The 23,081-nt window shown below is 69.0% G+C and carries 22 protein-coding genes; 10 read left to right on the top strand and 12 right to left on the bottom strand.

Going from position 1 to position 23,081, the window contains the following annotated elements; genetic code table 11:
- The coding region (locus VFF46_RS20925; protein WP_325038856.1) for a helix-turn-helix transcriptional regulator at positions 1-183 on the bottom strand (183 nt) is incomplete at its 3' end.
- A gap of 135 nt (positions 184-318) precedes the next feature.
- Between VFF46_RS20925 and VFF46_RS20930 the strand changes: the two genes are divergently transcribed.
- From VFF46_RS20930 to VFF46_RS20940, 3 genes are all read left to right on the top strand, one after another.
- Positions 319-678: a hypothetical protein gene (locus VFF46_RS20930; protein WP_325038857.1), complete on the top strand. Its 360-nt coding sequence runs from the start codon at positions 319-321 to the stop codon at positions 676-678.
- Positions 679-756: 78 nt separating this feature from the next.
- Entirely contained in the window at positions 757-2,418 is a 1,662-nt protein-coding gene (locus tag VFF46_RS20935) for an FAD-dependent oxidoreductase (protein ID WP_325038858.1), read from the top strand.
- Complete coding sequence (locus VFF46_RS20940; RefSeq protein ID WP_325038859.1) at positions 2,418-3,878, top strand: ATP-binding protein; 1,461 nt, start codon at positions 2,418-2,420, stop codon at positions 3,876-3,878. Before VFF46_RS20935 ends, VFF46_RS20940 begins: the two co-directional genes overlap by 1 nt.
- On the opposite strand, the gene VFF46_RS20945 is transcribed toward VFF46_RS20940, so the two are convergent.
- Positions 3,867-4,778, bottom strand: a complete 912-nt coding sequence (locus tag VFF46_RS20945) for an alpha/beta hydrolase family protein (RefSeq protein WP_325038860.1) — start codon at positions 4,776-4,778, stop codon at positions 3,867-3,869. The genes VFF46_RS20940 and VFF46_RS20945 overlap by 12 nt on opposite strands.
- A 55-nt stretch (positions 4,779-4,833) precedes the next feature.
- Between VFF46_RS20945 and VFF46_RS20950 the strand changes: the two genes are divergently transcribed.
- Positions 4,834-5,364, top strand: a complete 531-nt coding sequence (locus VFF46_RS20950; RefSeq protein WP_325038861.1) for a helix-turn-helix domain-containing protein — start codon at positions 4,834-4,836, stop codon at positions 5,362-5,364.
- Here VFF46_RS20950 and VFF46_RS20955 read toward each other — a convergent pair.
- The 7 genes from VFF46_RS20955 to VFF46_RS20985 all read right to left on the bottom strand — a co-directional run bounded on the left by VFF46_RS20955 (position 5,358) and on the right by VFF46_RS20985 (position 11,080).
- Positions 5,358-5,969, bottom strand: coding sequence for an MSMEG_1061 family FMN-dependent PPOX-type flavoprotein (locus tag VFF46_RS20955; RefSeq protein WP_325038862.1), 612 nt, complete (start codon positions 5,967-5,969; stop codon positions 5,358-5,360). The two genes, VFF46_RS20950 and VFF46_RS20955, sit on opposite strands and share 7 nt — an antisense overlap.
- 117 nt (positions 5,970-6,086) lie before the next feature.
- A complete protein-coding gene (locus tag VFF46_RS20960; protein WP_325038863.1) occupies positions 6,087-7,016 on the bottom strand; it encodes a sugar kinase in 930 nt (309 codons plus the stop codon).
- Positions 7,017-7,069: 53 nt separating this feature from the next.
- Positions 7,070-7,690 (bottom strand): bifunctional 4-hydroxy-2-oxoglutarate aldolase/2-dehydro-3-deoxy-phosphogluconate aldolase, encoded by a 621-nt coding sequence (locus VFF46_RS20965; protein WP_325038864.1) that lies wholly within the window; start codon positions 7,688-7,690, stop codon positions 7,070-7,072.
- A 63-nt stretch (positions 7,691-7,753) separates the two neighbouring features.
- Positions 7,754-8,482 (bottom strand): hypothetical protein, encoded by a 729-nt coding sequence (locus tag VFF46_RS20970; RefSeq protein ID WP_325038865.1) that lies wholly within the window; start codon positions 8,480-8,482, stop codon positions 7,754-7,756.
- 8 nt (positions 8,483-8,490) lie between these two features.
- Positions 8,491-9,636: a galactonate dehydratase gene (dgoD, locus tag VFF46_RS20975; protein ID WP_325038866.1), complete on the bottom strand. Its 1,146-nt coding sequence runs from the start codon at positions 9,634-9,636 to the stop codon at positions 8,491-8,493.
- Positions 9,633-10,361, bottom strand: coding sequence for a FadR/GntR family transcriptional regulator (locus VFF46_RS20980; protein ID WP_325038867.1), 729 nt, complete (start codon positions 10,359-10,361; stop codon positions 9,633-9,635). The genes dgoD and VFF46_RS20980 overlap by 4 nt, the downstream gene beginning before the upstream one ends.
- Positions 10,358-11,080, bottom strand: a complete 723-nt coding sequence (locus VFF46_RS20985; RefSeq protein ID WP_325038868.1) for an SDR family oxidoreductase — start codon at positions 11,078-11,080, stop codon at positions 10,358-10,360. Before VFF46_RS20985 ends, VFF46_RS20980 begins: the two co-directional genes overlap by 4 nt.
- Positions 11,081-11,263: 183 nt before the next feature.
- Here VFF46_RS20985 and VFF46_RS20990 point away from each other — a divergent pair, with 183 nt between their 5' ends.
- The 5 genes from VFF46_RS20990 (at position 11,264) to VFF46_RS21010 (ending at position 18,338) form a co-directional block, all read left to right on the top strand.
- Positions 11,264-12,544 carry a substrate-binding domain-containing protein gene (locus VFF46_RS20990; protein ID WP_325038869.1) on the top strand — a complete coding sequence of 427 codons (1,281 nt, stop codon included), beginning with the start codon at positions 11,264-11,266 and terminating at the stop codon, positions 12,542-12,544.
- Between the two features lie 122 nt (positions 12,545-12,666).
- On the top strand, positions 12,667-13,464 hold the full coding sequence (locus VFF46_RS20995; protein WP_325038870.1) for a sugar ABC transporter permease: 798 nt from the start codon (positions 12,667-12,669) through the stop codon (positions 13,462-13,464).
- Positions 13,461-14,276 (top strand): carbohydrate ABC transporter permease, encoded by an 816-nt coding sequence (locus VFF46_RS21000; protein WP_325038871.1) that lies wholly within the window; start codon positions 13,461-13,463, stop codon positions 14,274-14,276. Before VFF46_RS20995 ends, VFF46_RS21000 begins: the two co-directional genes overlap by 4 nt.
- Entirely contained in the window at positions 14,273-16,249 is a 1,977-nt protein-coding gene (locus VFF46_RS21005) for an alpha-galactosidase (protein ID WP_325038872.1), read from the top strand. The genes VFF46_RS21000 and VFF46_RS21005 overlap by 4 nt, the downstream gene beginning before the upstream one ends.
- 25 nt (positions 16,250-16,274) lie before the next feature.
- Positions 16,275-18,338: an NPCBM/NEW2 domain-containing protein gene (locus VFF46_RS21010; protein ID WP_325038873.1), complete on the top strand. Its 2,064-nt coding sequence runs from the start codon at positions 16,275-16,277 to the stop codon at positions 18,336-18,338.
- Between the two features lie 42 nt (positions 18,339-18,380).
- On the opposite strand, the gene VFF46_RS21015 is transcribed toward VFF46_RS21010, so the two are convergent.
- Both VFF46_RS21015 and VFF46_RS21020 read right to left on the bottom strand, forming a co-directional pair.
- Positions 18,381-19,946, bottom strand: coding sequence for a beta-N-acetylhexosaminidase (locus VFF46_RS21015; protein ID WP_325038874.1), 1,566 nt, complete (start codon positions 19,944-19,946; stop codon positions 18,381-18,383).
- 32 nt (positions 19,947-19,978) lie between these two features.
- A complete protein-coding gene (locus VFF46_RS21020; protein WP_325038875.1) occupies positions 19,979-20,659 on the bottom strand; it encodes a TetR/AcrR family transcriptional regulator in 681 nt (226 codons plus the stop codon).
- 86 nt (positions 20,660-20,745) lie between these two features.
- Between VFF46_RS21020 and VFF46_RS21025 the strand changes: the two genes are divergently transcribed.
- Positions 20,746-21,591 carry an SDR family oxidoreductase gene (locus VFF46_RS21025; RefSeq protein ID WP_325038876.1) on the top strand — a complete coding sequence of 282 codons (846 nt, stop codon included), beginning with the start codon at positions 20,746-20,748 and terminating at the stop codon, positions 21,589-21,591.
- A 97-nt stretch (positions 21,592-21,688) separates the two neighbouring features.
- On the opposite strand, the gene VFF46_RS21030 is transcribed toward VFF46_RS21025, so the two are convergent.
- Positions 21,689-23,071 (bottom strand): GH1 family beta-glucosidase, encoded by a 1,383-nt coding sequence (locus VFF46_RS21030; protein ID WP_325038877.1) that lies wholly within the window; start codon positions 23,069-23,071, stop codon positions 21,689-21,691.
- Positions 23,072-23,081: the final 10 nt, after the last annotated feature.

The following is a 23,081-nucleotide window of genomic DNA, read 5'->3' on the forward strand; positions in this document are numbered from 1 at the left end:
GTCGCAGAGCCGCGCCAGGTCGGCAGAGCCCGGCCGCTGCCCGCGCTCCACCTGCGACAGATAGCTGTGGTCGTACCCGACCTGTGCTGCCAGTTGCCGCAGGCTCAGCCCGGCCGTCTGCCTGCACTGCCGCAGTAGGGAACCGAAAGTCACAGGACCACCCCGTTCGTGCTTCGAGCTCATGTGGTGCGTGCCGGAAAAGCTACAAGCCCTCGCCGACAAAAACCGTTAAAAACAAGGGCATGGGGGCTGTGGGCTGTTCCCACAGCCCACAGCAAACACCTGTTGTCCGCAGTGCGTTCTGGGCAACCTGAAGAGGTGAACCCGCCGCAGCCCCAGGCCCGCCTCTTCCGTCTGGTCCGCCATACCAACCCCACCGCGATCCTCGCCGAGGGCGTGGAGTGGTCCGACGGCGCAGCCACCCTCCGCTGGCGCGGCCCGTGGCCCAGCACCGCCACCTGGGACGCCGGCGTCCCCGCCCTCCTCGCCACCCACGCCCCCGACGCCCGCACCCAACTCCACTGGACCCCCGCACCACTACCTCTCCCACCCGACGACACCACCCCCACAACCCCAACCCCCACCGTCTGGCTCCCAGCCCCCACCCCAGACGGCCTCTGCACCCGCTGCGGCCACCCCTGGCCTTGCTTGAACTGCGGCCCGTACAGCGACCCGTAACACAGCGCATGCAGCCTTCCTGGCTGGGCTGTGGATTAGTGGTGACGGTTTGTGGGGTGGCGCTGGTATGAAGGAGGCATGACAGCGGCAACCACTCGTGCGGTGATCCTTACCGTGGACGACGACCCCGGGGTTTCCCGGTCGATTGCTCGTGACCTGAGGCGGCGGTACGGCGAGGAGAATCGTATTGTCCGGGCGGAGAGCCCGGGGCAGGCGCTCGAGGCGCTGAAGGAGCTGAAGCTGCGGGGTGAGCCCGTCGCGCTGCTGCTGGCCGATTACCGGATGCCGCAGATGTCCGGTATCGAGTTTCTCGAGGCCGCGATGGATCTGTTCCCGCTGGCCCGGCGGGTGCTGCTGACGGCGTACGCCGACACCGATGCGGCGATCCAGGCGATCAACGTGGTCGACCTCGACCACTACCTGCTGAAGCCGTGGAACCCGCCGGAGGAGAAGCTGTATCCGGTGGTCGACGCGATGCTCGACCTGTGGAAGACGACCCCGGAGCCGTCCGGGGACGAGACCCGGGTGATCGGGCACCGCTGGTCGGCGCCGTCGTTCGCGGCGCGGGACTTCCTGGCCCGCAACGCGGTGCCGTACCGCTGGCTCAATGTCGACGACGAGGAGGCCAGGCGGCTCCTGGACGCGGCCGGCGTCGACGGTACGACGTTGCCGGTGGTGATCACGCCCGACGCGAGCGTGATGGTCGCGCCGTCCGAGGCCGAGCTGGCGGAGAAGGTCGGCCTGACCACGGCGCCGGCGAAGGACTTCTACGACCTGGTCGTGGTCGGCGGCGGTCCGGCCGGCCTCGGTGCCGCGGTGTACGGCGCCAGCGAAGGTCTGCGGACCGTCCTCGTCGAGCAGTTGGCGACGGGTGGTCAGGCCGGGCAGTCGAGCCGCATCGAGAACTACCTGGGCTTCCCGGACGGCGTGTCCGGCGCGCAGCTCACCGACCGGGCGCGGCGGCAGGCGGTCCGGTTCGGGGCCGAGCTGCTGACGACGCGTCAGGTGGTCGGGCTGGAGACGCTCGGGAACGCCCGCCGCCTGGTGTTCGCGGACGGCAGCGAGATCTCGGCGCACTCGGTGATCCTGGCGACCGGCGTCTCGTACCGGACCCTCCAGGCGCCCGGCGTCGACGATCTGTGCGGCCGCGGCGTCTACTACGGCTCGGCCACCACCGAAGGGCCGGCGTGTGCCGGTGCGGAGGTCTACATCATCGGCGGGGCGAACTCCGCCGGTCAGGCCGCGGTCTACTTCTCCAGGCATGCGAAACGCGTGCATATGCTGGTGAGAGGACCATCGCTCACCGCGACGATGTCGTCGTACCTCATCGACCAGATCGATGCGATCGACAACATCGAGGTGCACACCTGCACGCAGGTCGTTTCCTGTACGGGCTCGGAGCACCTGGAGCGTCTCACCCTGCTGAACAGCGAGACCGGGGAGAAGCGCGAGGTGGACACGGAATGGATGTTCGTGTTCATCGGCGCGGCCCCGCGGACGGACTGGCTGCCCGGTGACCTGCTCCGCGACGAGCGTGGCTTCGTCCTCACCGGACCCGACCTGCCCGGCAGACCGCCGGGCTGGGTGCTGGAACGGGAGCCGTACCACCTGGAGACGAGCATGCCGGGCGTGTTCGCCGCGGGCGACGTGCGGGCCGAATCGGTGAAGCGGGTCGCGTCGGCGGTCGGCGACGGGGCGATGGCCGTGACACTGGTGCACCGATACCTGGAGATGCTCTGATGACTGATCAAGCGGTGAAGCGGCTGGCGCCCGACGAGCTGCGCACGCTGTTCCTCTTCGAGAGCCTCAACGAGGAGCAGCTGCAGTGGCTGTCCGAGGCCGGGTACGTCGAACCGGTGCACGACGGGACCGTGTTCAACGAGGGCGACGAGGCGACCTGCTGCTACGTCCTGCTCAGCGGCGAGATCCGGCTCTGCAAGCTCTCGCACGGCGAGCTGGTGGAGATCAACCGGACCAGCCAGCGCGGGGTGTACTCCGGGGCGTTCAACGCGTTCTTCGGCGCCAACGACCACAAGTCGTACACGGCGACGATGCAGGTGACGCAGCCGTCGGAGTTCTTCGTGATCAGCGCCGAGACCATGGCGACGATGATGAACACCTGGTTCCCGATGGCGGTGCACCTGATCGAGGGCTTCGTGATGGGGATGCGGCGGACCAACGAGACGCTGGGGGAGCGCGAGCGGCTGCTCGCCCTCGGTTCGCTGTCCGCGGGGCTGACCCACGAGCTGAACAACCCGGCGGCCGCGGCGGTCCGGGCCGCGGCGACGCTGCGGCAGCGGGTCTCCGGGATGCGGTCGAAGCTGGCGATGCTCGCCGACGGCACGCTGGACGCGACCAAGCTGCACCAGATCGTCGCGCTCCAGGACGACGCGGTCGAGCGGCTGGACAAGAACAAGGACAAGGACGTCCCGCCGCTGGAGCTGTCCGATCGCGAGGACACGCTGACCGACTGGCTCGACGATCACGACGTCCAGGCCAGCTGGGACATCGCCCCGGTGCTGGCCGCGGCCGGCCTCGACGTGCCGTGGATGGAGGAGGTGCTGACCGCGGTCGGCCCGAAGTACCTCGAAGGTGCCGTCCGGTGGCTGATGTACACGATCGACACCGAGTCGTTGATGAACGAGATCGACGACTCGGTCACCCGGATCTCCACGCTCGTCGGTGCCGCCAAACAGTACTCGCAGATCGACCGCGCGCCGTACCAGACCGTGGATCTGCGCGAGCTGCTCAAGTCGACGCTGGTGATGATGTCGGGCAAGCTTCAGGGGTACCAGATCGTCAAGGAGTTCGATCCCGAGCTGCCGGCGATCCCGGCGTACGCCGCGGAGCTCAACCAGGTGTGGACGAACATCATCGACAACGCGGTGAGCGCGATGGGCGGATCCGGGACCCTGACGCTGCGGACCCGGCGGGACGGCGCGTACGCCGTGGTCGAGATCGGTGACACCGGACCGGGGATCCCGGAGGAGATCCGGCGGCGGATCTTCGAGCCGTTCTTCACCACCAAGCCGATCGGCGAGGGGACCGGGCTCGGGCTCGACATCTCCTGGCGGATCGTGGTCAAGAAGCACCACGGCGACCTCCGCGTGGAGTCCGAGCCCGGCCGGACGGTCTTCAAGATCGTGCTCCCACTCGACCCCGAACGCGAGCTCGAGTCCGATCCCGCCCTACTTGCTTAGGGCAACCAGTCGAGGATGGTGGTGATGACTGCCGGGTCCACGTTTCCGGGGGCCTGGTAGTCGGCCATCGTGGACGGGCCGGTGCCGGCGAAGAAGAAGTGGTTGTCGGCGTCGAGGACGGTGATGGTCGCGTTCGGGACACCCGGCGCGCCAGCCCGGGAGATCGTCGGCGACGGTGACCTGGTAGTCGCGACCGCCCTGCAGGACGAGGATCGGTACGTCGAGCTTCGCCGCGGTGGCGACCGGATCGTACGCCCGCAGATCCAGCCAGAACGACGCCGGAAGCCCGAACGGCAACTCACTGGAGGGTGTCTCGAGGTTGAGCCCGGGGTCGTCGATGACGGCGGCCTGCCGTTCGAAGAGTTCGACGGTTCCCGGCGGGATGACCTCGGGGGTGGTCTCCGCGAGGTAGCGCATCACGCGAACGGCGGAGCGCTGCATCGGCTCGGTGTCGCCGGCCATGATCACCACACCGGCGACGAGCGGCTCCGCGGCGGCGATCATCGGGGCGACCTTGCCGCCCATGCTGTGCCCGACGAGCACCACCCGGTCGACGTGCTCGGCGAGGGCGCGGACGGCGGCGATCGCGTGCGGGAGGTACTCCGCCGTCATCGTGTACCCGGGCTCGGTCATCGCCTCCGGCCGGTTCGCGGTGGTCTTGTCGAAGCGCAGTACGGCGACGCCCCGGGTGGCCAGGCCCCAGGCGAGGTCCTTCAGCGGCTTGTTCGGGCCGCTGGTGCCGTCGCGGTCGAACGGGCCGCTGCCGGCCAGCAGCACGACGCCCACGTCGGCCTGCCGGGTCGGGAGTGTGAGCGTGCCCGGAACGGTCGCATCGAGGGTGATGTCGCGTTCGGTGAAGGTGGTCGGATCGGCGTACGCCGGAGGAGTCCAGGTGGTCATCGCCTTACCTTTCTCATTGTTTGAGAAAGGTAGCACGACGTGAGATCGTTACGCCATGGGTCCGTTGGAACTGCTGGGACATCCGGTGCGGCTGCGGATCGTGCACGCGCTGCGCGGCGGCCGCGAGCTGACGACCGCCGAGCTGGGGGCGCGGGTCGCGGACGTGTCGAAGGCGACGCTGTACCGGCACGTCGAGCTGCTCGCCGAGGGCGGGATCCTCGAGGTCGCGGAGGAACGGCGGGTCCGCGGCGCGGTCGAGCGGCACTTCCGGCTGCGGGCCGAGCACGCGTCGATCACGCCCGAACAGCTCGAGCAGTTGACCGTGCAGGACCACCAGCGCGGGTTCGCGGCGGCGATGGCGGCACTGCTCGCGGAGTTCACGGCGTACACCGAGCGCGACGGCGCGGACCCGATCGCCGATCTGGTCGGCTATCGCCAGCACGGCATCTGGCTCACGGAGGCCGAGCTCCACCAGTTGATCGAGGGCATGCGCGCCGCGATCCTGCCCGTGCTGTCCAACGAGGCGACGCCCGAGCGTTCGCGCTACCTCCTCAGCCCGATCCTGTTTCCCGCGGAAGATCAGTAGAGCGGCACGTCGAGGGTGCGCGCCTCGATGGACTCCAGGGATTCGCCGCGGCGCCACAGTGCCTGGGCGATCTCGGCGTACGGGCGTACCGCGGTCGGCTCCCAGCTCGCGGGCTTCCAGGTCTTCGAGCGGGCGAACGCCTTGGCGCAGTGGAAGAACACCTCTTCGACGTGTACGACGAGCGCCAGCCGCGGGCGGTGTGAGCGGACGATCATGTCGTCGAAGAACGGCGCGTCGGTGATGATCCGGGCGCGGCCGTTCACGCGGAGGGTCTCGGGGCGGCCCGGGATCAGGAAGACCAGGCCAACGTGCGGATTCTCGAGGATGTTGCGGAAGCCGTCCATCCGGCGGTTGCCGGAGCGCTCGGGGATCGCGAGGGTGGTCTCGTCGAGGACCTTCACGAACCCGGGCGGGTCGCCCTTCGGGGAGACGTCGCAGCGGCCGTCGAGCGAGGACGTGGCGACGAAGACCAGTGGTGTGCCGCCGATCCATTCACGGTGTACGTCGTGCAGGCGCGGCTCCACCTTGTCGCGGACGATCGGGTCCGGCGTACCGAAGCGGTCGAGTTCCGCCGTACTGCGTAATTCCTGCCAGTGAGTGGTCACCCGACTAGGACGAGACAGGCGCCGCGCCTGTGACACGACGCCGGGGGCCTGGATCCCGGGCGCAGACCCAGCACCTCAGACGCCAACCGTCAGCAGGCCCTCCTGCCGTGACAGCCGTCAGCGGAGGGCGGTGCCTTGGGCGTGGGTGAGGAGGGTGAGGTCGTCGCGGGTCGGGAGGGATTCCCAGTCGCCGTACGCCGTGACGCAGAAGGCGCCGGAGGTGCTGGCGCGGTCGAGGCGGGCCTCGGGGGAGAGGTTGTCGAGGGTGGCGGACAGGTAGCCCGAGACGAACGCGTCGCCGGCGCCGACGCTGTCGACGACCGTGACGGGCAGGGCCGGGCGGTGGATCGCGAGCGGCTCGGGAGTGCGGGTGTGGGACCAGGCGCCCTTGCCGCCGGCTGTGACCACGACGGTGTGGACGGTCTGCAGCAGATCGGCGATCGGGTCCTCGGCGTCGCTGATGAGATCCAGTTCGTCGTCGGAGGCGAAGACCGTGTGGATGTGCGGGAGGAGTTCGCGCAACGTGGCCGCGGCGTCGGCGCGGGACCAGAGGCGGGCGCGATAGTTCACGTCGAGCGAGACCTGGGCATTGGTCGTGCGTACGGCGGCCAGCGTCGCGGCTCGGGCTGTGTCCGAGAGCGCCGGGGTGATGCCCGTGACGTGGATCAAGGTCGGCGACAGCTCGGTGATGGCAGCGGTGGTCTCGTCGGGGGTCAGGGTGGAGGCCGCCGACCCGCGGCGGTGGTAGCTGACCCGGGTGATGTCGTGCGACGGCTGGTCGAACGCGATGAACCCGGTGAACGCGTCGTCGGCGAACCGGACCCGGGCGTCGACGTTCTCGGCGCGCAGGGTGCGCTGGATCAGCCGGCCGGGTTCGTCGTTACCGACGGCGCTCAACCAGGTGACGTCGTGCCCGAGCCGCGCCACCCCGATCGCCACGTTGCTCTCCGAGCCGGCGATCGACAGCTGCGCGTCCCCGCCCAGCCGCATCGGCCGCTCGGTCCGCACCGAAACCATCGTCTCACCAAGCGTCAGCAGGTCTGTCATTCGCGGGCTCCGGGGACTGGGGCGACCCCTGCGGGGCGCCGGGTAGGTGGAGGTCAGATGTCGAGTTCGGTGCGGAAGGTGCTGGCGCGGATCGCCAGTTCGGCCAGCGGGCCGCCGTTGGTGGCGTCGCCGAGGAGGGGGGAGCCTACGCCGACGGCGAGGGCGCCGGCCGCGAGGTACTTCGGGGCCGACTGGGCGTCGACGCCACCGACCGCGATCAGCGGTGCGTCGGGGAGCGGGGCGCGGAGCTCGGCGAGGTAGCCGGGGCCGTGGAGTTTGGCAGGGAAGATCTTGACCGCGGTGGCGCCGAGGTCGAGGGCGGCGATCACCTCGGTGGGGGTGAGGGCGCCGCAGAGCAGCGGAAGGCCGAGCTCGACCGAGCGGTGGGCGCCGCGGGTGATCCCGGGCGTGACGGTGAAGTCGGCCCGGGCGTCGGCGACGGCAGACGCCTGGTCGGCGGTGACGACCGTACCGGCGCCGATCAGGATGTTCTCGTCGTACAGCGAGCGCGCTTTCGCGATCGCTTCTACGCCGCCGGGGGTGGTCAGCGAGATCTCGAGCGCGGTGATCCCCGCCTCGATCAGGGTCTCGACGCAGTCGAGTGCGGTGTCCGCGCGATCGGCGCGGATGATCGCGAGCAGTTTCCGGCTCCGGAGTTCGGCAAGCAGATCCATGGCCCCAACCTATGTGATGAGTCAGACATAGGACGTCCCACGGTCCCTACCGTGGACGCCCGTTCACGTTGTCCGGCAAGCGGAGAGGATCAGCCGCCAGGTCAGTTCGCCGGCGGCCGGGACTACGGCGGCGTCGTCCGGGGCGGCTTCGGCCAGGTCGAACACCTTGCCGAGCATGGGCTCGACGCCGAGGCTTCGGTACGGCGCTTCGGCCGGGAAGCCGCCCTGGTTGCGCCACAGTGCGGTGGAGACCGGTTGCCCAGGGCAACTCAGCGTCATGGTGAGCTCGGCGTCGCGGTCGTGGACCGAGACCGTTGGGCAGTCCACCAGTACCGCGCCGACCGCGGTGCCGTCGGTGGGGCCGTACGTCGTGACGGTCGGCCAACTGCTGGCTACCCAGGGGCCGTCGTCGGGGTAGAGGCGGCATTCGGAGAAGTCCGTTGTGATTGTTGCTCCGGGCATGCAGTCGAGCAGTGCGTGGGCGGCCCACACGAACCGGTAGCCCGGTTCGGCCTCGAGGTGGTAGTCGACGGTCACCGTGTCGCGAGCGCAGGAGAAGGTGCGGGAGAGGACGGCACCGTCGTAGGGATGACCCCAGCGCTGGTTCCAGAGGCCGCCGTGGTCCGGCGTACCGCGGACGGTCGGGAAGCATTCGTCGACACCGCCCGCGTCGACGAAGGTCGTCAGGCCGGTGCGGGGACCGTCGACGAGACCTGGTCCGGCCCACAACCACTCACGCCCCGCGAGTCGCAGGGAGGTCCAACGGCCGCCGTCGGTAAGGTCGACGGCCACGGCAGCGGTCACCATTCTGCGAAGGACCCGTCGTGGTGGGTCCAGACCGGGTTGCGCCAGGCATGGCCGGTACGATCGGCCTCGCGCACCGCGGCTTCGTCGACCGTGATTCCCAAGCCTGGCAGGGGATTCCACTCCGCGTGCCCGTCGATCCAGGTGAACGGCGCCGGGTCCACGACGTACGACGTGAGGTCGCTCGCCACGTTGTAGTGGATGCCCCGGCTCTGCTCCTGGATCAGGAAGTTCGGCGTACTGAACGACACCTGCAGCGACGCCGCCAGCGAGATCGGCCCGAGCGGGCAGTGCGGCGCGAGCAGTGCGCCGTGGGTGTCGGCGAGTACGGCGATCCGCCGCAGCTCGGAGATCCCGCCCGCGTGCGAGACGTCGGGCTGGACGACCGCGACCCCGGCGTTCAGCGGCGCCACGAAATCGGACCGGTGGTACAGGCGTTCGCCCAGGGCCACCGGGACCGTCGACGTCGCGACGACCTCGGGCAGCTGCGCCATCTGCTCCGGCACCATCGGTTCCTCGACGAACATCGGCTGCAGGCCCTCGACCGCCTGCAGGATCCGCCGCGCACCGGCGACGCCGACCCGCCCGTGCAGATCGATCGCGACGTCACGGGTGTCGCCGAGGACCGACCGCGCGGCGGCGAGCCGGGTGACGATGTCGTTGATGTCGGCAACGGACGGCGACACCCGGATCTGACCGCTGGCGTTCATCTTCACCGCCGTCATCCCCGCGGCGACCTGCTCGGCGACGGCATCACCGATCGACGACGGCTCGTCACCGCCGACCCACGCGTACACGCGGACCCGATCGCGCACCCGTCCACCGAGGAGGGACGCCACCGGAGCGCCGTACACCTTGCCGGCGATGTCCCACAGCGCCTGGTCGAGCCCCGCGACCGCGCTGCTCAGCACCGGCCCGCCGCGGTAGAACCCGCCCTTGGTCAGCACCTGCCAGTGCCGCTCGATCTGCAACGGATCCTGGCCGATCAGGTACTCCGCCAGTACGTCGATCGCCGCCCGCACGACCTCCGCACGGCCCTCGACCACCGGCTCGCCCCACCCGACGACGCCGTCGCTCGTCTCGATCCGGCAGAACAGCCAGCGCGGCGGGACGAGGAACGTCTCGATCCTCTCGATCTTCACCGGCGCCCCTTACGCGACGAGCCACGGACTTCGGTGAGGTCCGACGCCGCCTTCGCCAGCAGTTCGCGCATCGCGAGCTCGGCGCCGTCCGGGTCGTGTGCGCGGACCGCGTCCACGACCCGCCGATGGCTCGGCACCGGGTCGCCGGACGGCTTCACCTTGTGCACCAGCCGGTCGCGGTCCGCGAGCCCGGTCTCCATGATCACTTCCATCTTTGTCAGCAGCTCGTTACCCGTTGCCGCGAGCAACGCCCGGTGGAACGCGAGGTCGGCGGCCACCGCGGCCAGGTCGTCGCCCGCGGACTCCATCGCCGCGAGCGCCTCGTCGAGCGCCGCCAGATGCGAGTCGGCTCCCCGTACGGCGGCCAACCGGGCGGCGGCCGGCTCCACGATGCCGCGTACTTCGTGCAGTTCCTCGAGCAGCTCCGGGCGGGCGTCGGCGTCCTTGAAGTGCCAGCGGATCATGTCCGCGTCGAGCAGGTTCCAGTCCGCGCGCGGCCGGACGAACGTACCGCGCTTCTGCCGCGCGTCGACAAGGCCCTTCGCGGTGAGCACCTTCAGTGCCTCGCGAACCGCGGTCAGGCTGACGCCGAGGTCGGCCTGCAGCTCGGTGACGTTGATGGTCGCGCCCTCCGGGATCGTCCCGGACAGAATGCGCTGCGCCATCTCCTCCACGATCTGACCGTGCAGCCCCCGCTGAATCCCCGCCACCCTGCTCTCCTTCACGCCGAGTCCTTCACTGCTGACCATCCGCCGTCGACCACCAGGGTGGCCGCGGTCACGAAGGACGCCTCTGACGAGAGCAGGAACGCCACCGCCTGAGCCACCTCGTCGGGTTGCCCGAGCCGCTTGAGCGCGGTCGCCTGCGCGCTGCGCTCGCGGCCGTCGGCGTCGACGCGGTCCCACAGCGCCGTCACGACCGGGCCCGGGAGCACTGTGTTCACGCGGATGTCGCGACCGTACTCGACGGCGAGCTGGCGTCCGAGCGAGACCAGTGCGCCCTTCGTCGCGGCGTACGCCGGATGGCCGGGCAGTCCGGCGATCGCGTGCACCGAGGACACCAGTACGACGGAACCGGCGCCCGCGACGAGGTCGTCGTACAGCGCCTGGAATCCGAGGAACGCGGCGGTCAGGTTGACGTCGAGCTGGCGTTGCCAGGACGGCGGGGAGAGTTCGTGGGCCGGCTTCACGTCGACGACGACCGCGTTGCTGACGAGTCCGTCGATCGGGCCGAGTTCGTCGCGGCCGCGGGACCGGACCTCCGCCCAGGTGTCCGCCGACGCGACGTCACCGACCACGGTGATCGACTTGCCCGGCAGCTCCTTGCAGGGCCGGATGTCCACCTGCACGACCTGCGCCCCCTCGGCCAGCGCCCGTTCGGCGCAGGCCGCACCGATCCCCGACGCGGCCCCGGTCACCACGATCACCCGCCCAGCCAGCCGCACGCGCATCTCCTTCGAAGTCCGGTTCAGGGCATCAGTTCACCGCGACGGCGCTGTCCGGTCAAGCTATTTGCTCGTAATTTACGAATTAATATTGACACCCGCGACGGCCCGCCGCAAGATCTTCCGCAACAGACCACGCACCCGACTGGCATCGCCGGGCGGGCAGATCTCAGGAGTGCCGGCATGACCTTGGCAGCGGATCGGCGGACTTTTCTGAAAGGGCTCGGAGTGCTCGGCGCGGCGACCCTGGTTCCCGGGTGCGCGACGTCCGCGCAGAGTCCCGGCAGCGGCGGTGCGGCCACCGGCGAGGTCGCGCTGCAGTCGAACCTCTCCAGTGAGCAGGCGAAGGCCGCGATGGAGAAACTCGTTGCTGCGTACAACAAGACCGGTGGCTCGCAGGTCAAGCTGAACACGGTCGCCGCGGAGATCTTCCGGACCCAGCTGCCGACGTACCTCACCTCGGCGACACCGCCGGACGTCTACACCTGGTACGCCGGATCGGTCGCGGACTCGTATGCGAAGAAGGGCCTGCTGCTGGACGTGTCGAGCGTCTGGGAATCGATGGGGAACTACTCGAAGGCGATGCAGACGCTGTCCACGAGCAGCGCCGGGCAGAAGATCTTCGTCCCGACCAGCTACTACTGGTGGGGGATGTTCTACCGGAAGTCGAACTTCACCAAGTGGGGCGTGACACCGCCGAAGACCTGGGCCGAGTTCGTCGCGGTCTGCAAGACCATCCAGGGCAAGGGGATCCCGCCGATCGGGATCGGGCTCGGCGACACGCCGTGGGTGGCGTCGGCCTGGTTCGACTACCTGAATATCCGGATCAACGGGGCGCCGTTCCACCGCAAACTGCTGGCCGGCCAGGGCGACTTCACCGACCCGAAGGTCAAGGCCGTGTTCACCAAGTGGCGCGAGGTGCTGCCGTACTTCGACCCGAAGGGCAAGTCGTTCCCGTTCCAGGAGGCGACGTCGGCGCTGCTCGCGGGGAAGACCGGGATGTTCCTGATCGGCACGTTCTTCGCGGACTCGGCCCCGAAGGACGCGCTGGACGACATCGACTTCTTCCGGTTCCCGATCATCGACCCGGCGGTACCGGTCGCGGAGGAGGCGCCGACCGACGGGTACTTCGCGTCGAAGAAGGTCCGGGACCCGGACGGGGTGAAGAAGTTCCTGGCCTGGCTGGCGACCGCGCAGGCGCAGGAGATCTACGTGCAGAACTCCTCCGGTACGGCGATCCCGGCCAACCCGGACGGCAAGGCCGCGGACACGCCGCTGGTGAAGAAGGGCAAGGCGATGATCGAAGGTGCCGCCGAGATCACCCAGTTCTTCAACCGCGACTCGTCCGATGCCCTCCAGCCGACCGCCGACGCCGCGCTCACCAAGTTCCTCGACAAGCCCGACCAGGTCGACCAGATCCTGAAGGACTGGCAGGCGGCAGCACAGAAGGTCTTCAAGGCGTGACTGCTACAGCTGTGGAGACCCGACGCCCGACGCGCGCCGGTTCGGCGTCACGCCGTACGCGGCGGGTTTCGCCGCTGATCCTGGTGTTTGTGTTGGTGCCGTTCCTGATTGAGGCGGTTTGGGTGTTCTGGCCTGCCCTGCAAGGGTTCTGGCTGGCGTTGACGAGTTGGGACGGCCTGTCGGCGCCGCGCTTTGTCGGGTTCGGCAACTTCGGTGACATGGTGTCGGACCCGATCTTCCGCACCGCGTTGAAGAACACGGCGATCTGGCTGGTGCTGTTCGGTGGGTTGAGCGTGATCGGCGGGTTCGGGATGGCCCTGCTGCTGCAGAAGGAGCGGCGGGGTGTGGGGATCTACCGGGCTGCGTTGTTCACGCCGGTGGTGTTCTCGCTGGTCGTGACCGCGCTGATCTGGCGGGTCTTCTACCAGCCGGATGGACTTGTCGACACGGTGTTCCGGTCCATCGGCCTCGGCAACTTCGTACGGCCGTGGCTGGCCGACCCCGGCACCGCGCTGTACGCCGTGATCGTGCCGGCGCTGTGGCGCCAGATCGGGTACGTGATGGTGCTCTACCTGGCCGGCCTGAAAGCGGTCGACCCCGCGTTGTACGAGGCCGCGAAGGTCGACGGCGCCTCCGCCTGGCAGCGCACCCGGTACGTCACGATCCCGCAGCTCAAGGGCGTCAACTCGGTCGTCCTGTCGGTGATCGTCATCGACTCGCTGCGGTCCTTCGACATCGTCTGGTCGATGACCAGGGGTGGCCCGTACCACTCGTCGGAGCTGCTCAGCACGTACATGTACTCGACCGCCTTCCAGTCCACGCAGCTCGGCTACGCGTCGGCGATCGCCGTCATCATCTTCCTGCTCGCACTGGCCGTCATCCTCGGCTACCTGATCCGCGCCTTCCGGGAGGAATCGTGATTCGCCGTGCCGGGTACCACGTGGCGATGTCGATCGTGTCGTTCCTGTGGATCGCGCCGATCCTGTGGGTGATCGTGATCTCGTTCCGCTCGTTCGACGACGTGGCCGCGAACGGGCTGGGGTCGTTGCCGCACTCGTTCACGTTCTCGACGTACAAGTCGGCGTGGCAGGACGCGGACGAGTTCCGGGCGCTGGTGAACAGCCTGCTGGTGACGATCCCGGCCGTGCTGCTGAGCCTCGGGCTGGCGTCGATCGCCGCGTACGGGCTGGCGCGGTACTCGCTCCCGTTCCGGCGGACGATCCTGCTGCTGATGTTGATGGGGAACCTGTTGCCGCCGCAGATCCTGCTGATCCCGATCTCGCGGTTCGTCGAACTGATCGGGTACTACGACACGCTGATCGCGCTGATCGCCGTCCATGTCGGGTTCGGGCTCGGGTTCTACACGTTCGTGCTGCACGGGTTCATGCGGGACCTGCCGCGCGAGATCCAGGAGGCGGCGACGATCGACGGGGCCGGCCCGGGGAAGATCTACTCCGCCGTGATCCTGCCGCTGACGCGTCCGGCGCTGGCGGCGCTCGGGGCGTTGTCGTTCACCTGGATCTTCAACGATCTGCTCTGGTCGATCACGGTCATCCGGACCGGCGAGAAGATGCCGGTGACGCCGGCGCTGCTCGGGTTGCAGGGGCTGTTCGTGTCGTCGTGGAACGTGATCGCGGCGGGGACGGTGATCGCGGCGGTGCCGACCGTCGCGGTGTTCCTGCGGTTCCAGAAGCACTTCGTCGGCGGGCTGGCGATCGGAGCGGTCAAGTGAGGACCTGGACGCTACGCGGTACGACGACGTCGTACGTGGTCGGTGTGCCGGACCACGGTCAGTGGGCGCAGCTGGTGGCGTGGGGGCCGGGGGACGGGGGCGCACCGGTCGAGGTCGTCGGTACGGAGCATTTCGTTCCGCGTGCGGACGTGGAGCCGCTGGAGTACGCCGTACGCGGGGTTCGGTACACATCGCCCGTGGAGTTGGTGGTGAGTGAGCCGGACGGGTCCGACGAACTCCGTCCGGTCTTCACCGAAGCGATCGAGTCCGCGGACGAGTTGCAGTTGGTATTCGTGGATGTGGTTCGGCTCGTGCTGCACTACCGGATGGTCGGCGACGTCGTCGAGCGGTGGGTCTCGCTGGCGAACGAGGGGACTGCTGAGCTGACCTTGCACCGGCATGACTCCGCGGCCTTCGTGGTGCCGGTCGGGAACACCGTGAAGTACTTGTGGGGCGAGTGGAACAGCGAGTTCCAGCAGGCCTCGGTGACCCTGCCACGCGGGCGGTTCACGATCGGGAGCACGCAGGGGATCACAGGGCATACGTATTCACCGTTCCTGGCGACGGACGGGGACGTCGCGTACGGCGTACAGCTGGCGTGGTCCGGGTCGTGGGAGACGTCCGCGGAGGTGGACACCACCGGGCTGCTGCGCCTTCAGGCAGGGCGAACTTCCTCGAGTCTGGGCCTGCGGCTCGGGCCGGAGGAGACGTGGGAGTCGCCGAAGGCTGTCGGTGCTTGTAGTGCCGAGGGCACTGACGGATTGGCTCGGGTCTTTCACGCGTACGAGCGCGGCTTGTCGCGGGGCCGTACGCCGAAGGTCCTGTACAACTCGTGGTTCGCGACCGAGTTCGATCTTCGGGCGGAGCATCAGCTCGAGCTGGCGCGCCGGGCGGCGGCGATCGGCGTGGAGACGTTCGTGGTGGACGACGGGTGGTTCGTCGGGCGGTCGGACGACACCGGCGGGCTGGGGGACTGGGAGGTGGACCCGGCGAAGTTCCCGGACGGGCTGGACGGGTTCATCACGCGGTTGCAGGAGCTGGGACTCGGCTTCGGGTTGTGGATCGAGCCCGAGTCGGTCAGTCCTCGATCACAGTTGGCGCGGCGGCATCCGGAGTGGATCCTGCGTACGGCGGGGCGGGAGCCGGTGCTGATCCGGAACCAGTTGCTGCTGGATCTGAGCCGGGACGACGTCGCCGAGTTCATCTGGGACACGCTCGACCGGCTGCTGTCGTCGTACGACATCACGTATCTCAAGTGGGATGCCAATCGGCCGCGGCTCGACAGTGGTGACCAGCGCAGAGACCTCGATGGACAGGTGGTCGCGAATCTCTACGGCATTCTGGATCGTCTGAGGGCCCAGCACCCTGAGGTCGTTGTGGAGGGGTGTGCGGGTGGCGGTGCTCGGGTGGATCTCGGGATGGCTGCGCGGGTGGACACGCTCTGGCCTTCGGACAACACGGCTCCGTTGGATCGGCTCAGGATTCAGGAGGGATTCCGGACCGGGTTCGCGCCGCACTTGATGAGCTCGTGGGTGACCGATGCCGAGGGTACGCACGACGGGCGTGAGCGATCGATCGACTTCCGGTTCCATGTTGCGATGGCGGGGGTGCTCGGGATCGGGGCGGACCTTTCCGGGTGGACCGACGATCAGCTGAAGACCGCCGCTCGGCACATCGCGCAGTACAAGGGATTCCGGGAACTGATTGCTGACAGCAACGTTTATGGACTCACCCATGGCGTGCAGTACGTGGCCGACCGGCGGTCCGTGGTGTTCCTGTGGGAGACCGGTGACGGCAACGTGCGCGGTACGTTGCCGGCCCGGCCGCGGCGGGTGCCGCTGGCGGGGCTGGATCCGGCGACGAACTACCGGGTGGGTGACGAGACCTACCCGGGCAGCTACCTGCTGCAGGTCGGGATCGCGTTCGACGGCACCGCGGACTCGCGCTGCGTCGTCGTCGAGGCCCTCGACTGACCGTCCGCTCGAAGGAAGGCAAGCGATGAAACGACTGCTGGGCGGTGTGCTCGCGGCGGCCTTGACGGCCGGCGTGCTCGCCGCCACCAGCACCGGAGCCGTGGCGGCTCAGGCCACGGCTCCGGTGCTCAGCCCGACCCCGTACATGGGGTGGAACACCTACTACGGACTCGGCGGCGACTTCACCGAGGACACGATCAAGTCGGTCGCGGACTCACTGGTCAGCCGCGGCCTCGCGAAGGCCGGGTACGACATCGTGTGGCTGGACGGCGGCTGGCAGGCCGACCAGTCCCGCAGCGCCGCCGGCGATCTGGTCCCGAATCCGGCCAAGTTCCCGCACGGCCTGAAGCCGCTCGTCGACTACATCCACAGCAAGGGCCTTCGCGCGGGGATCTACACCGACGCCGGTCCCTACCTGCCGGCGCACTGTGGCCTCGGCAGTGGCGGGCACTACCAGCACGACGCGGATACCTTCGCCGCCTGGGGTTTCGACGCGGTCAAGGTCGACTTCCTCTGCGGCATCGCCGCGGACCTCGACCCGAAGACGGCGTACACCGAGTTCGCCCAGGCGTTGCGGAACAACGCGAGCCACCGGCCGATGATCTTCAACCTGTGCAACCCGGTGACCTCGCCGGACTGGGGCAACTATCCCGAATCGCAGCAGTCGATCAACTCGTGGTCGTACGCGCCGGCGATCGCACAGTCCTGGCGTACGTACACCGACGTCGGCTTCCAGGGCGACATCAAGTTCAAGGACGTACTGCGGAACTACGACGCGAACGCGCGGCACCCCGAGGTCGTGAAACCGGGGGCGTTCAGCGATCCGGACTACCTGGCACCGGAGCTCGGGATGACCGACGAGGAGTTCCGGACGCAGCTCACGTTGTGGGCGGTCGCGGCCGCGCCCCTGGTGATCGGCAGCGACGTCCGCAAGCTCAGCGCGACCACGGTCGGGATGCTGACCGATCCTGATGTCATCGCGATCAACCAGGACCAGGCCGCCGTACAGGCGGTACGCGTCGGCGCGGCCGGTACGACGGAGACGTGGGTGAAGCGGCTCGCCGACGGCAGCCGGGCCGTCGTACTGCTCAACCGTGGCGACAGCGCGCAGACGCTGACGACCACCGCGTCGGCGGTCGGGCTGTCCGGCGATCGATTCACGCTCAAGAACGCCTGGACCGACAAGGTGACCGAGAGCGGCGGCGTGATCAGCGCGGCGGTTCCGGCGCACGGTACGGCGTTGTTCCGGGTCTCGGTTGCCCGCGGTACGCCGGGTGCTCCGCATGTGACGGCGGGGATCCCGCAGGTGACGAAGGTCGGATCCGACGCGCAGCCTGCGGGCGTGGCGCCGGTCGTTGCCGGGGGCGACGAGCTGACGGTGCAGGTTGCCGTGCGCAACGACAGCCTGCAACCGGTGTTCGAGCCGACCGTGACGGTTGCCGGAGGCACCGGATGGACGGTGCGGGCGTTGTCGAAGCCGCCGAGGCTGATCGAAGGCGGCCAGCAGGCGACGTACGGGTTCACCGTCAAGCTCCCGCCCACCGCACCTCCCGGCACCGCCGCCCTGACCGCGACGACGACATACCAAACGGTTCGGTACGGCGAGCAGCGGCAGACGACCGTGCTGGCGCCGGTGGTGGTCGCGCCGGCGCCGCCGAGCGGGACCGTGCCGCTGTCCCATCACCCGTGGATCAGCGCGACCAGCGGGTGGATGTCGCCGACGATCGACCAGAGCGTGGGCGGCGGCAACCCGATCAAGCTCACCGGTACGACGTACCCGACCGGGATCGGCGTGGCGTCGCCGTCGCTGGTGCGGTACTACCTGGGCAAGGCCTGCTCACGGCTGACCGGGACGGTCGGGATCGACGACGTGGTGAGCAACGTCGGGCCGGACGGCGGTACGTCGACGTTCCAGGTCGTCGGCGACGGCAAGGTTCTGTTCGACAGCGGGGTCGTCGACCGGTTCACGCCGAAGCAGTTCGACGTGAACGTGAGCGGCGTACGCGTCCTCGACCTGGTCGTCGGTGATGCGGGAGACGGCGGGTACAACGATCGCGCCGACTGGGCGGCACCTACTGCTACCTGTTGACCGTTCGGAAGCGGGCGGCCCTTGGTGGGCCGCCCGCTTCTGTTATTTCCAGTCGACCTCGGTGGAGCGGAGCCAGGTCCAGGTGCGGTTGCGCCAGGTGGGGGACTGGTGGGCGAGACGGGTCGCGTACTCGGGCCAGGCGGTGGTGGTCCGGTGGGACCAGGCCTTTTCGGCGAGGCCGGGGAGGCGGGGGAGGAGCAGGAGCTCGAGGTCGACGGAGTTCGTGATGGTCTCGCACCAGATGGCGGCCTCGACGCCGGCGATCCGGTCCGCGGCGATCAGGTCGGCCGGGTCCCAGGAGACGCCGTGTTCGAGCGAGGCGGCGCCGTAGAACTCGAGGCCGAGGCGTTCGCGGGCCTTCTCCTGTTCGGGGTCGGTGGACGCGTCCGCGTGCGGGCGGTCGAAGTACAGCCAGGTGACGGGGGAGACGATCAGCTTCGCGCCTTGTTCGAGGGCTTTCGGGGCGTCGTGCTTCGCCTTGCGGAGGGCGTCGACCAGGACCGGGAGGAGTTCCTCGGGTGGGGTCGGGGCGTCGGGGTTGTCGCCCATCGCGTCGATGTCGAGGTCCAGCCAGTACTGCACGACGTCGGCCGGATCGAGCTTCGCGCGGGCGATCTCCTGCCAGCCGACGACCCGCTTGCCGCGCTGCCGGACGAGTTCGGAGGCCTTCTCGACGAACGCGGCGTGGTCCTCGTCGGACATGCCCCAGGTCTCGTCGCCGCCGATGTGTACGTATTCACTCGTCGGGAACTGCGGGATGACCGCGTCCAGTACGTCCTCGACGAAGGTCCACGTCGCGTCCGGCGCGGGGTCCAGCGTGCCGAGGTGGAGCTGGTCGCCGTTCCCGAGTTCGATTGTCTTCGGGTCCGCGGGCGCGAGCTCCGGGTAGGCCTTGAAGACGGCGGCGGTGTGGCCGGGCATGTCGATCTCGGGTACGACGGTGATGTACCGGTCGGCGGCGTACGCGACGAGGTCGGCCAGTTCCGCCTGGGTGTAGTACCCGCCGGGCCGGTCCCCGATCGCGCCGGCCGCACCGATCCCGGTCAGCTCGGGGCGGGACGGTACTTCCACCCGCCAGCCCTGGTCGTCCGTCAGGTGCAGGTGGAGGACGTTCAGCTTGTACAGGTCGAGCATGTCGATGATCCGGCGTACCTCGTCCGGCCCGTGGAACGTCCGTACGACGTCCAGCGACAACCCCCGCCACGCGAAGCGCGGACCGTCGACGATTCGCCCACCCTGGAGCACCGCCATACCGTCCTCCAACTGCTCCACCACCAGCTGCCGGAGAGATGTCAGCCCCCGGTGCACCCCTTCAGCAGTAGCTCCCCAGACCCGAACCCCCGCCCCGGAAACCTCCAACCCGTAACGCTCATCCGCGGTCGGTGCGCCGTCGGCACGCACACCGAGTGCGGGCGGCACGTCGTCCACGGGGGCGAGTTCCAGCGTGATGCCCGTGGTGCCGGTCAAGCGGACGCCGGTGTCTTGCGCGAGGGCCTCGACGAAGCGGGTTGCCGGGCCGGACAGTTCGGGCGGGGCGGTGATGCCGGTGGTCGTAGTCAGGGTGAAGGTGCCGTCGGCGGGCGCGGTGGTCGCGGGTGCGGGGATCATCCCACGAGTCTGCGGCAAGACAGGGCCGAGCGTCAGCCCGCGCAGTAGCCGCGCAGTAGAGCGGTGAGGATGTCCGTGAGGCGAGGGCCGACGTCGACCACCGCGTGCGCCAGTTCCGGGGTCTCTTCGTAGAAGCCGCGGAGTTCCGTTCCCGGGGCCGCCATCTGCCAGAGTGCGCCGGCCATCGCGGTCGCGGTTGCTACCGCGTCCCCTGCCTGGGCTGCGGTCAGCGGGAGGATGGCGCTCAGCGCGGCGCTGACCGCCTTCGCCTCGGCGATCGCGGTGAGCTTGAAGGACTTGACCGCGGCGAACGACACGCCGCGCTCGAGGTTGAGCGGCGTGTGCGCGAGTAGGTCGCAGAACAGCGGCCGCGCGACCAGCGTGTCAGCAAGAACCGCCGCAACAGCCGAAATCCCCGCACTCGCACCGTCGGCCGTGGGCCGGTGTCTGTGCAGGCGGTCGAGTTGATTGCGGACGTCTGTCGACCACTCGGTCCAGGCGTTGGCCGACAGGCGCAGGAAGATCTCTTCGCGGGTCTCGAAGTACCGCAGCATGGCGGACTTGTGCATGCCGACGGCCGCGGCGATGTCCGTCAGCGTCACCGGCCGGACACCGCGCTCGGTGGCCAGCAGGGTCGCGGCCTCCAGGATCGCGGTCTCGCGGACGCGCTTGGCCTCGGCGCTCCGGGCGCGCTCGAACGTGGGCGGGGTCATGCGCCAACTCTACCGCAACATGGTTGCATTAATACCGCAACCGTGTTTCACTAAATCCGGAATCACTCCGAGGGAAGGCAGGAACCGTGCAGACCATCGTCATCACCGGAACAGCGAGCGGATTCGGGCAGTTGGCCGTACGGCGGTTCGCCGGCGCCGGGTGGAACGTCGTCGCGACCGTCCGCAAGGAGTCCGACCTGGACGCGCACCGCGACGTACCGAACGTGAAGACCCTGCTGCTGGATGTCGACGACGAGGAGGCGGATCTGGCGTTCGGCGAGATCGCGCGGTCGGCGTTCGGGCGGGTGGACGCGGTGATCAACAACGCCGGGTACTTCCAGTCCGGGCCGCTCGAGGCGACCACGATGGACCAGGCGCACCGGCAGTTCCGGACCAACGTGTTCGGGCTGATGGCGCTGAACAAGGCGTTCATCCCGATCTTCCGTGCCCAGCGGTCCGGCGTGATCGTCAACGTCAGCTCGATCAGCGCCGACGGCGGGTTCCCGTACACGTCGGTGTACCAGGCGTCGAAGGCGGCCGTCGCCTCGCTGACCGAAGGACTGCATGCCGAGCTGAGCGAGTTCGGCGTCCAGGTCAAGGCGCTGCACCCCGGCAACCACGCGACCAGGATCTTCAGCAAGGTCGACCGGGCCGAGGACGTGCCGGACGACTACAACGCCTCCTGGGACAAGTTCGCGTCGCTGAACCTGGTGCGTTCGGACCCGGCGCTCACCGTCGAGGTGATGTTCCGGATGGTGAACGACGGCGACACCCGGAAGGTGCACTACTACAGCGGCCCCGACGGCGAGGCGATTCCGCGGGTCAAGCAACTGCTCGGCCAGGACTGGTACCTGGACGAACTCAACGCCCGCAACCGGGCCGAGGCGTCGCCGTTGTGGGACGCGCTGATGCCGCAGCCGGGTTCGCGCTGAGGGGCGGATCTCCAGGCCATCTCAATCCCGGTGGAGACCGTCGCGCAGGCGTGGAGGCAGCGCGGATCGCTGATTGTGATGGCCTGGAGAGCCGGGTCTACAGGCGCCCCCGGTGCTGCTCGGCCAGCTCCTTCAAGTAGTGGGCGCTGGCCTTGGGGGTTCGGGTTTGGGTTTCGTAGTCGACGCGGACGATGCCGAAGCGTTTGACGTAGCCGTAGGCCCATTCGAAGTTGTCCAGGAGGGACCACGCGAGGTAGCCGCGGATGTCGGCGCCTTGGGCGATGGCGTCGGCGACGGCGGCGAGGTGCGACGTGAAGTACGCCGTACGGCCGGTGTCGTCGACGTAGCCGTTCGCGTCGGGGACGTCCTCGAAGGCCGAGCCGTTCTCGGTGATGACCATCGGGAGGCGGGGGTAGTCGCGGGCGATGCCGGTGAGCAGGTCGGTGAAGCCCTCGGGGACGATCTCCCAGTCCATCGCGGTCCGGGGCTTCCCGAGGGGTACGTCGCGGCTCACCGGGTTGCCGTCGGCATCGGTCGTGCTGCCGTCCTCGGCGTACCCGGTGAACTTCTGGCTGAAGTAGTAGTTGACCCCGAGGACGTCGATCGGCGTGGAGATGATCTCCAGGTCGCCGTCCTCGATCGGTAGCTCGACGCCCTCGCGGGCCAGGTCCGCGACGACGTCTTCCGGATAGCGGCCGTGGACGAGCGGGTCGAGGTAGATCCGGCGGCCCATCCCGTCCGCCCGACGCGCGGCGTCGACGTCGGGAGCGGCGTCGCTCGCGGGGTACGCGGTGGCGACGTTCAGCGTGATACCGATGTCGAGCTTGCGTGGTGACGCCTCGCGCATCGCCTGCGTCGCGAGGCCGTGGCCGAGGAGCAGGTGGTGTACCGCGGCCAGCGCCGCCGGGTACTCGCGCCGCCCCGGGGCGTGCACGCCGTACGCGTACCCGAGCATCGCCGAGCACCACGGCTCGTTCAGCGTGGTCCAGGTGCCGACGCGGTCCTTCAGCGCGTCGAACACCAGCATCGCGTACTCCGCGAACCGGTACGCCGTGTCTCGCACCGGCCAGCCGCCCGCGTCCTCCAGCTCCTGCGGGAGGTCCCAGTGGTACAGCGTCACCCACGGGTCGATGCCCTGGGCAAGCAGTTCGTCGACGAGCTTGTCGTAGAAGCCGATGCCGGCCGGGTTGACCGGGCCCTTGCCGCGCGGCTGGACCCGCGGCCAGGCGACCGAGAACCGGTACGTGTCCAGGCCAAGGTCCTTGATCAGCGCGACGTCCGCCGGCATCCGGTGGTAGTGGTCACACGCGACGTCGCCGGTGTCGGCGTTGTCGATCGCGCCGGGCACCTGGCAGAAGGTGTCCCAGATGGACGGGGTACGGCCGTCTTCGTTGACCGCACCCTCGATCTGGTACGCCGAGGTCGCGACGCCCCAGCGGAATCCGGTGGGGAAGGTCGCGGCAAGGTCAGCAGATGTCATCTTCGTCTTT

The sequence above is a fragment of the Kribbella sp. genome (genome assembly GCF_035655035.1).
GTDB lineage: Bacteria > Actinomycetota > Actinomycetes > Propionibacteriales > Kribbellaceae > Kribbella.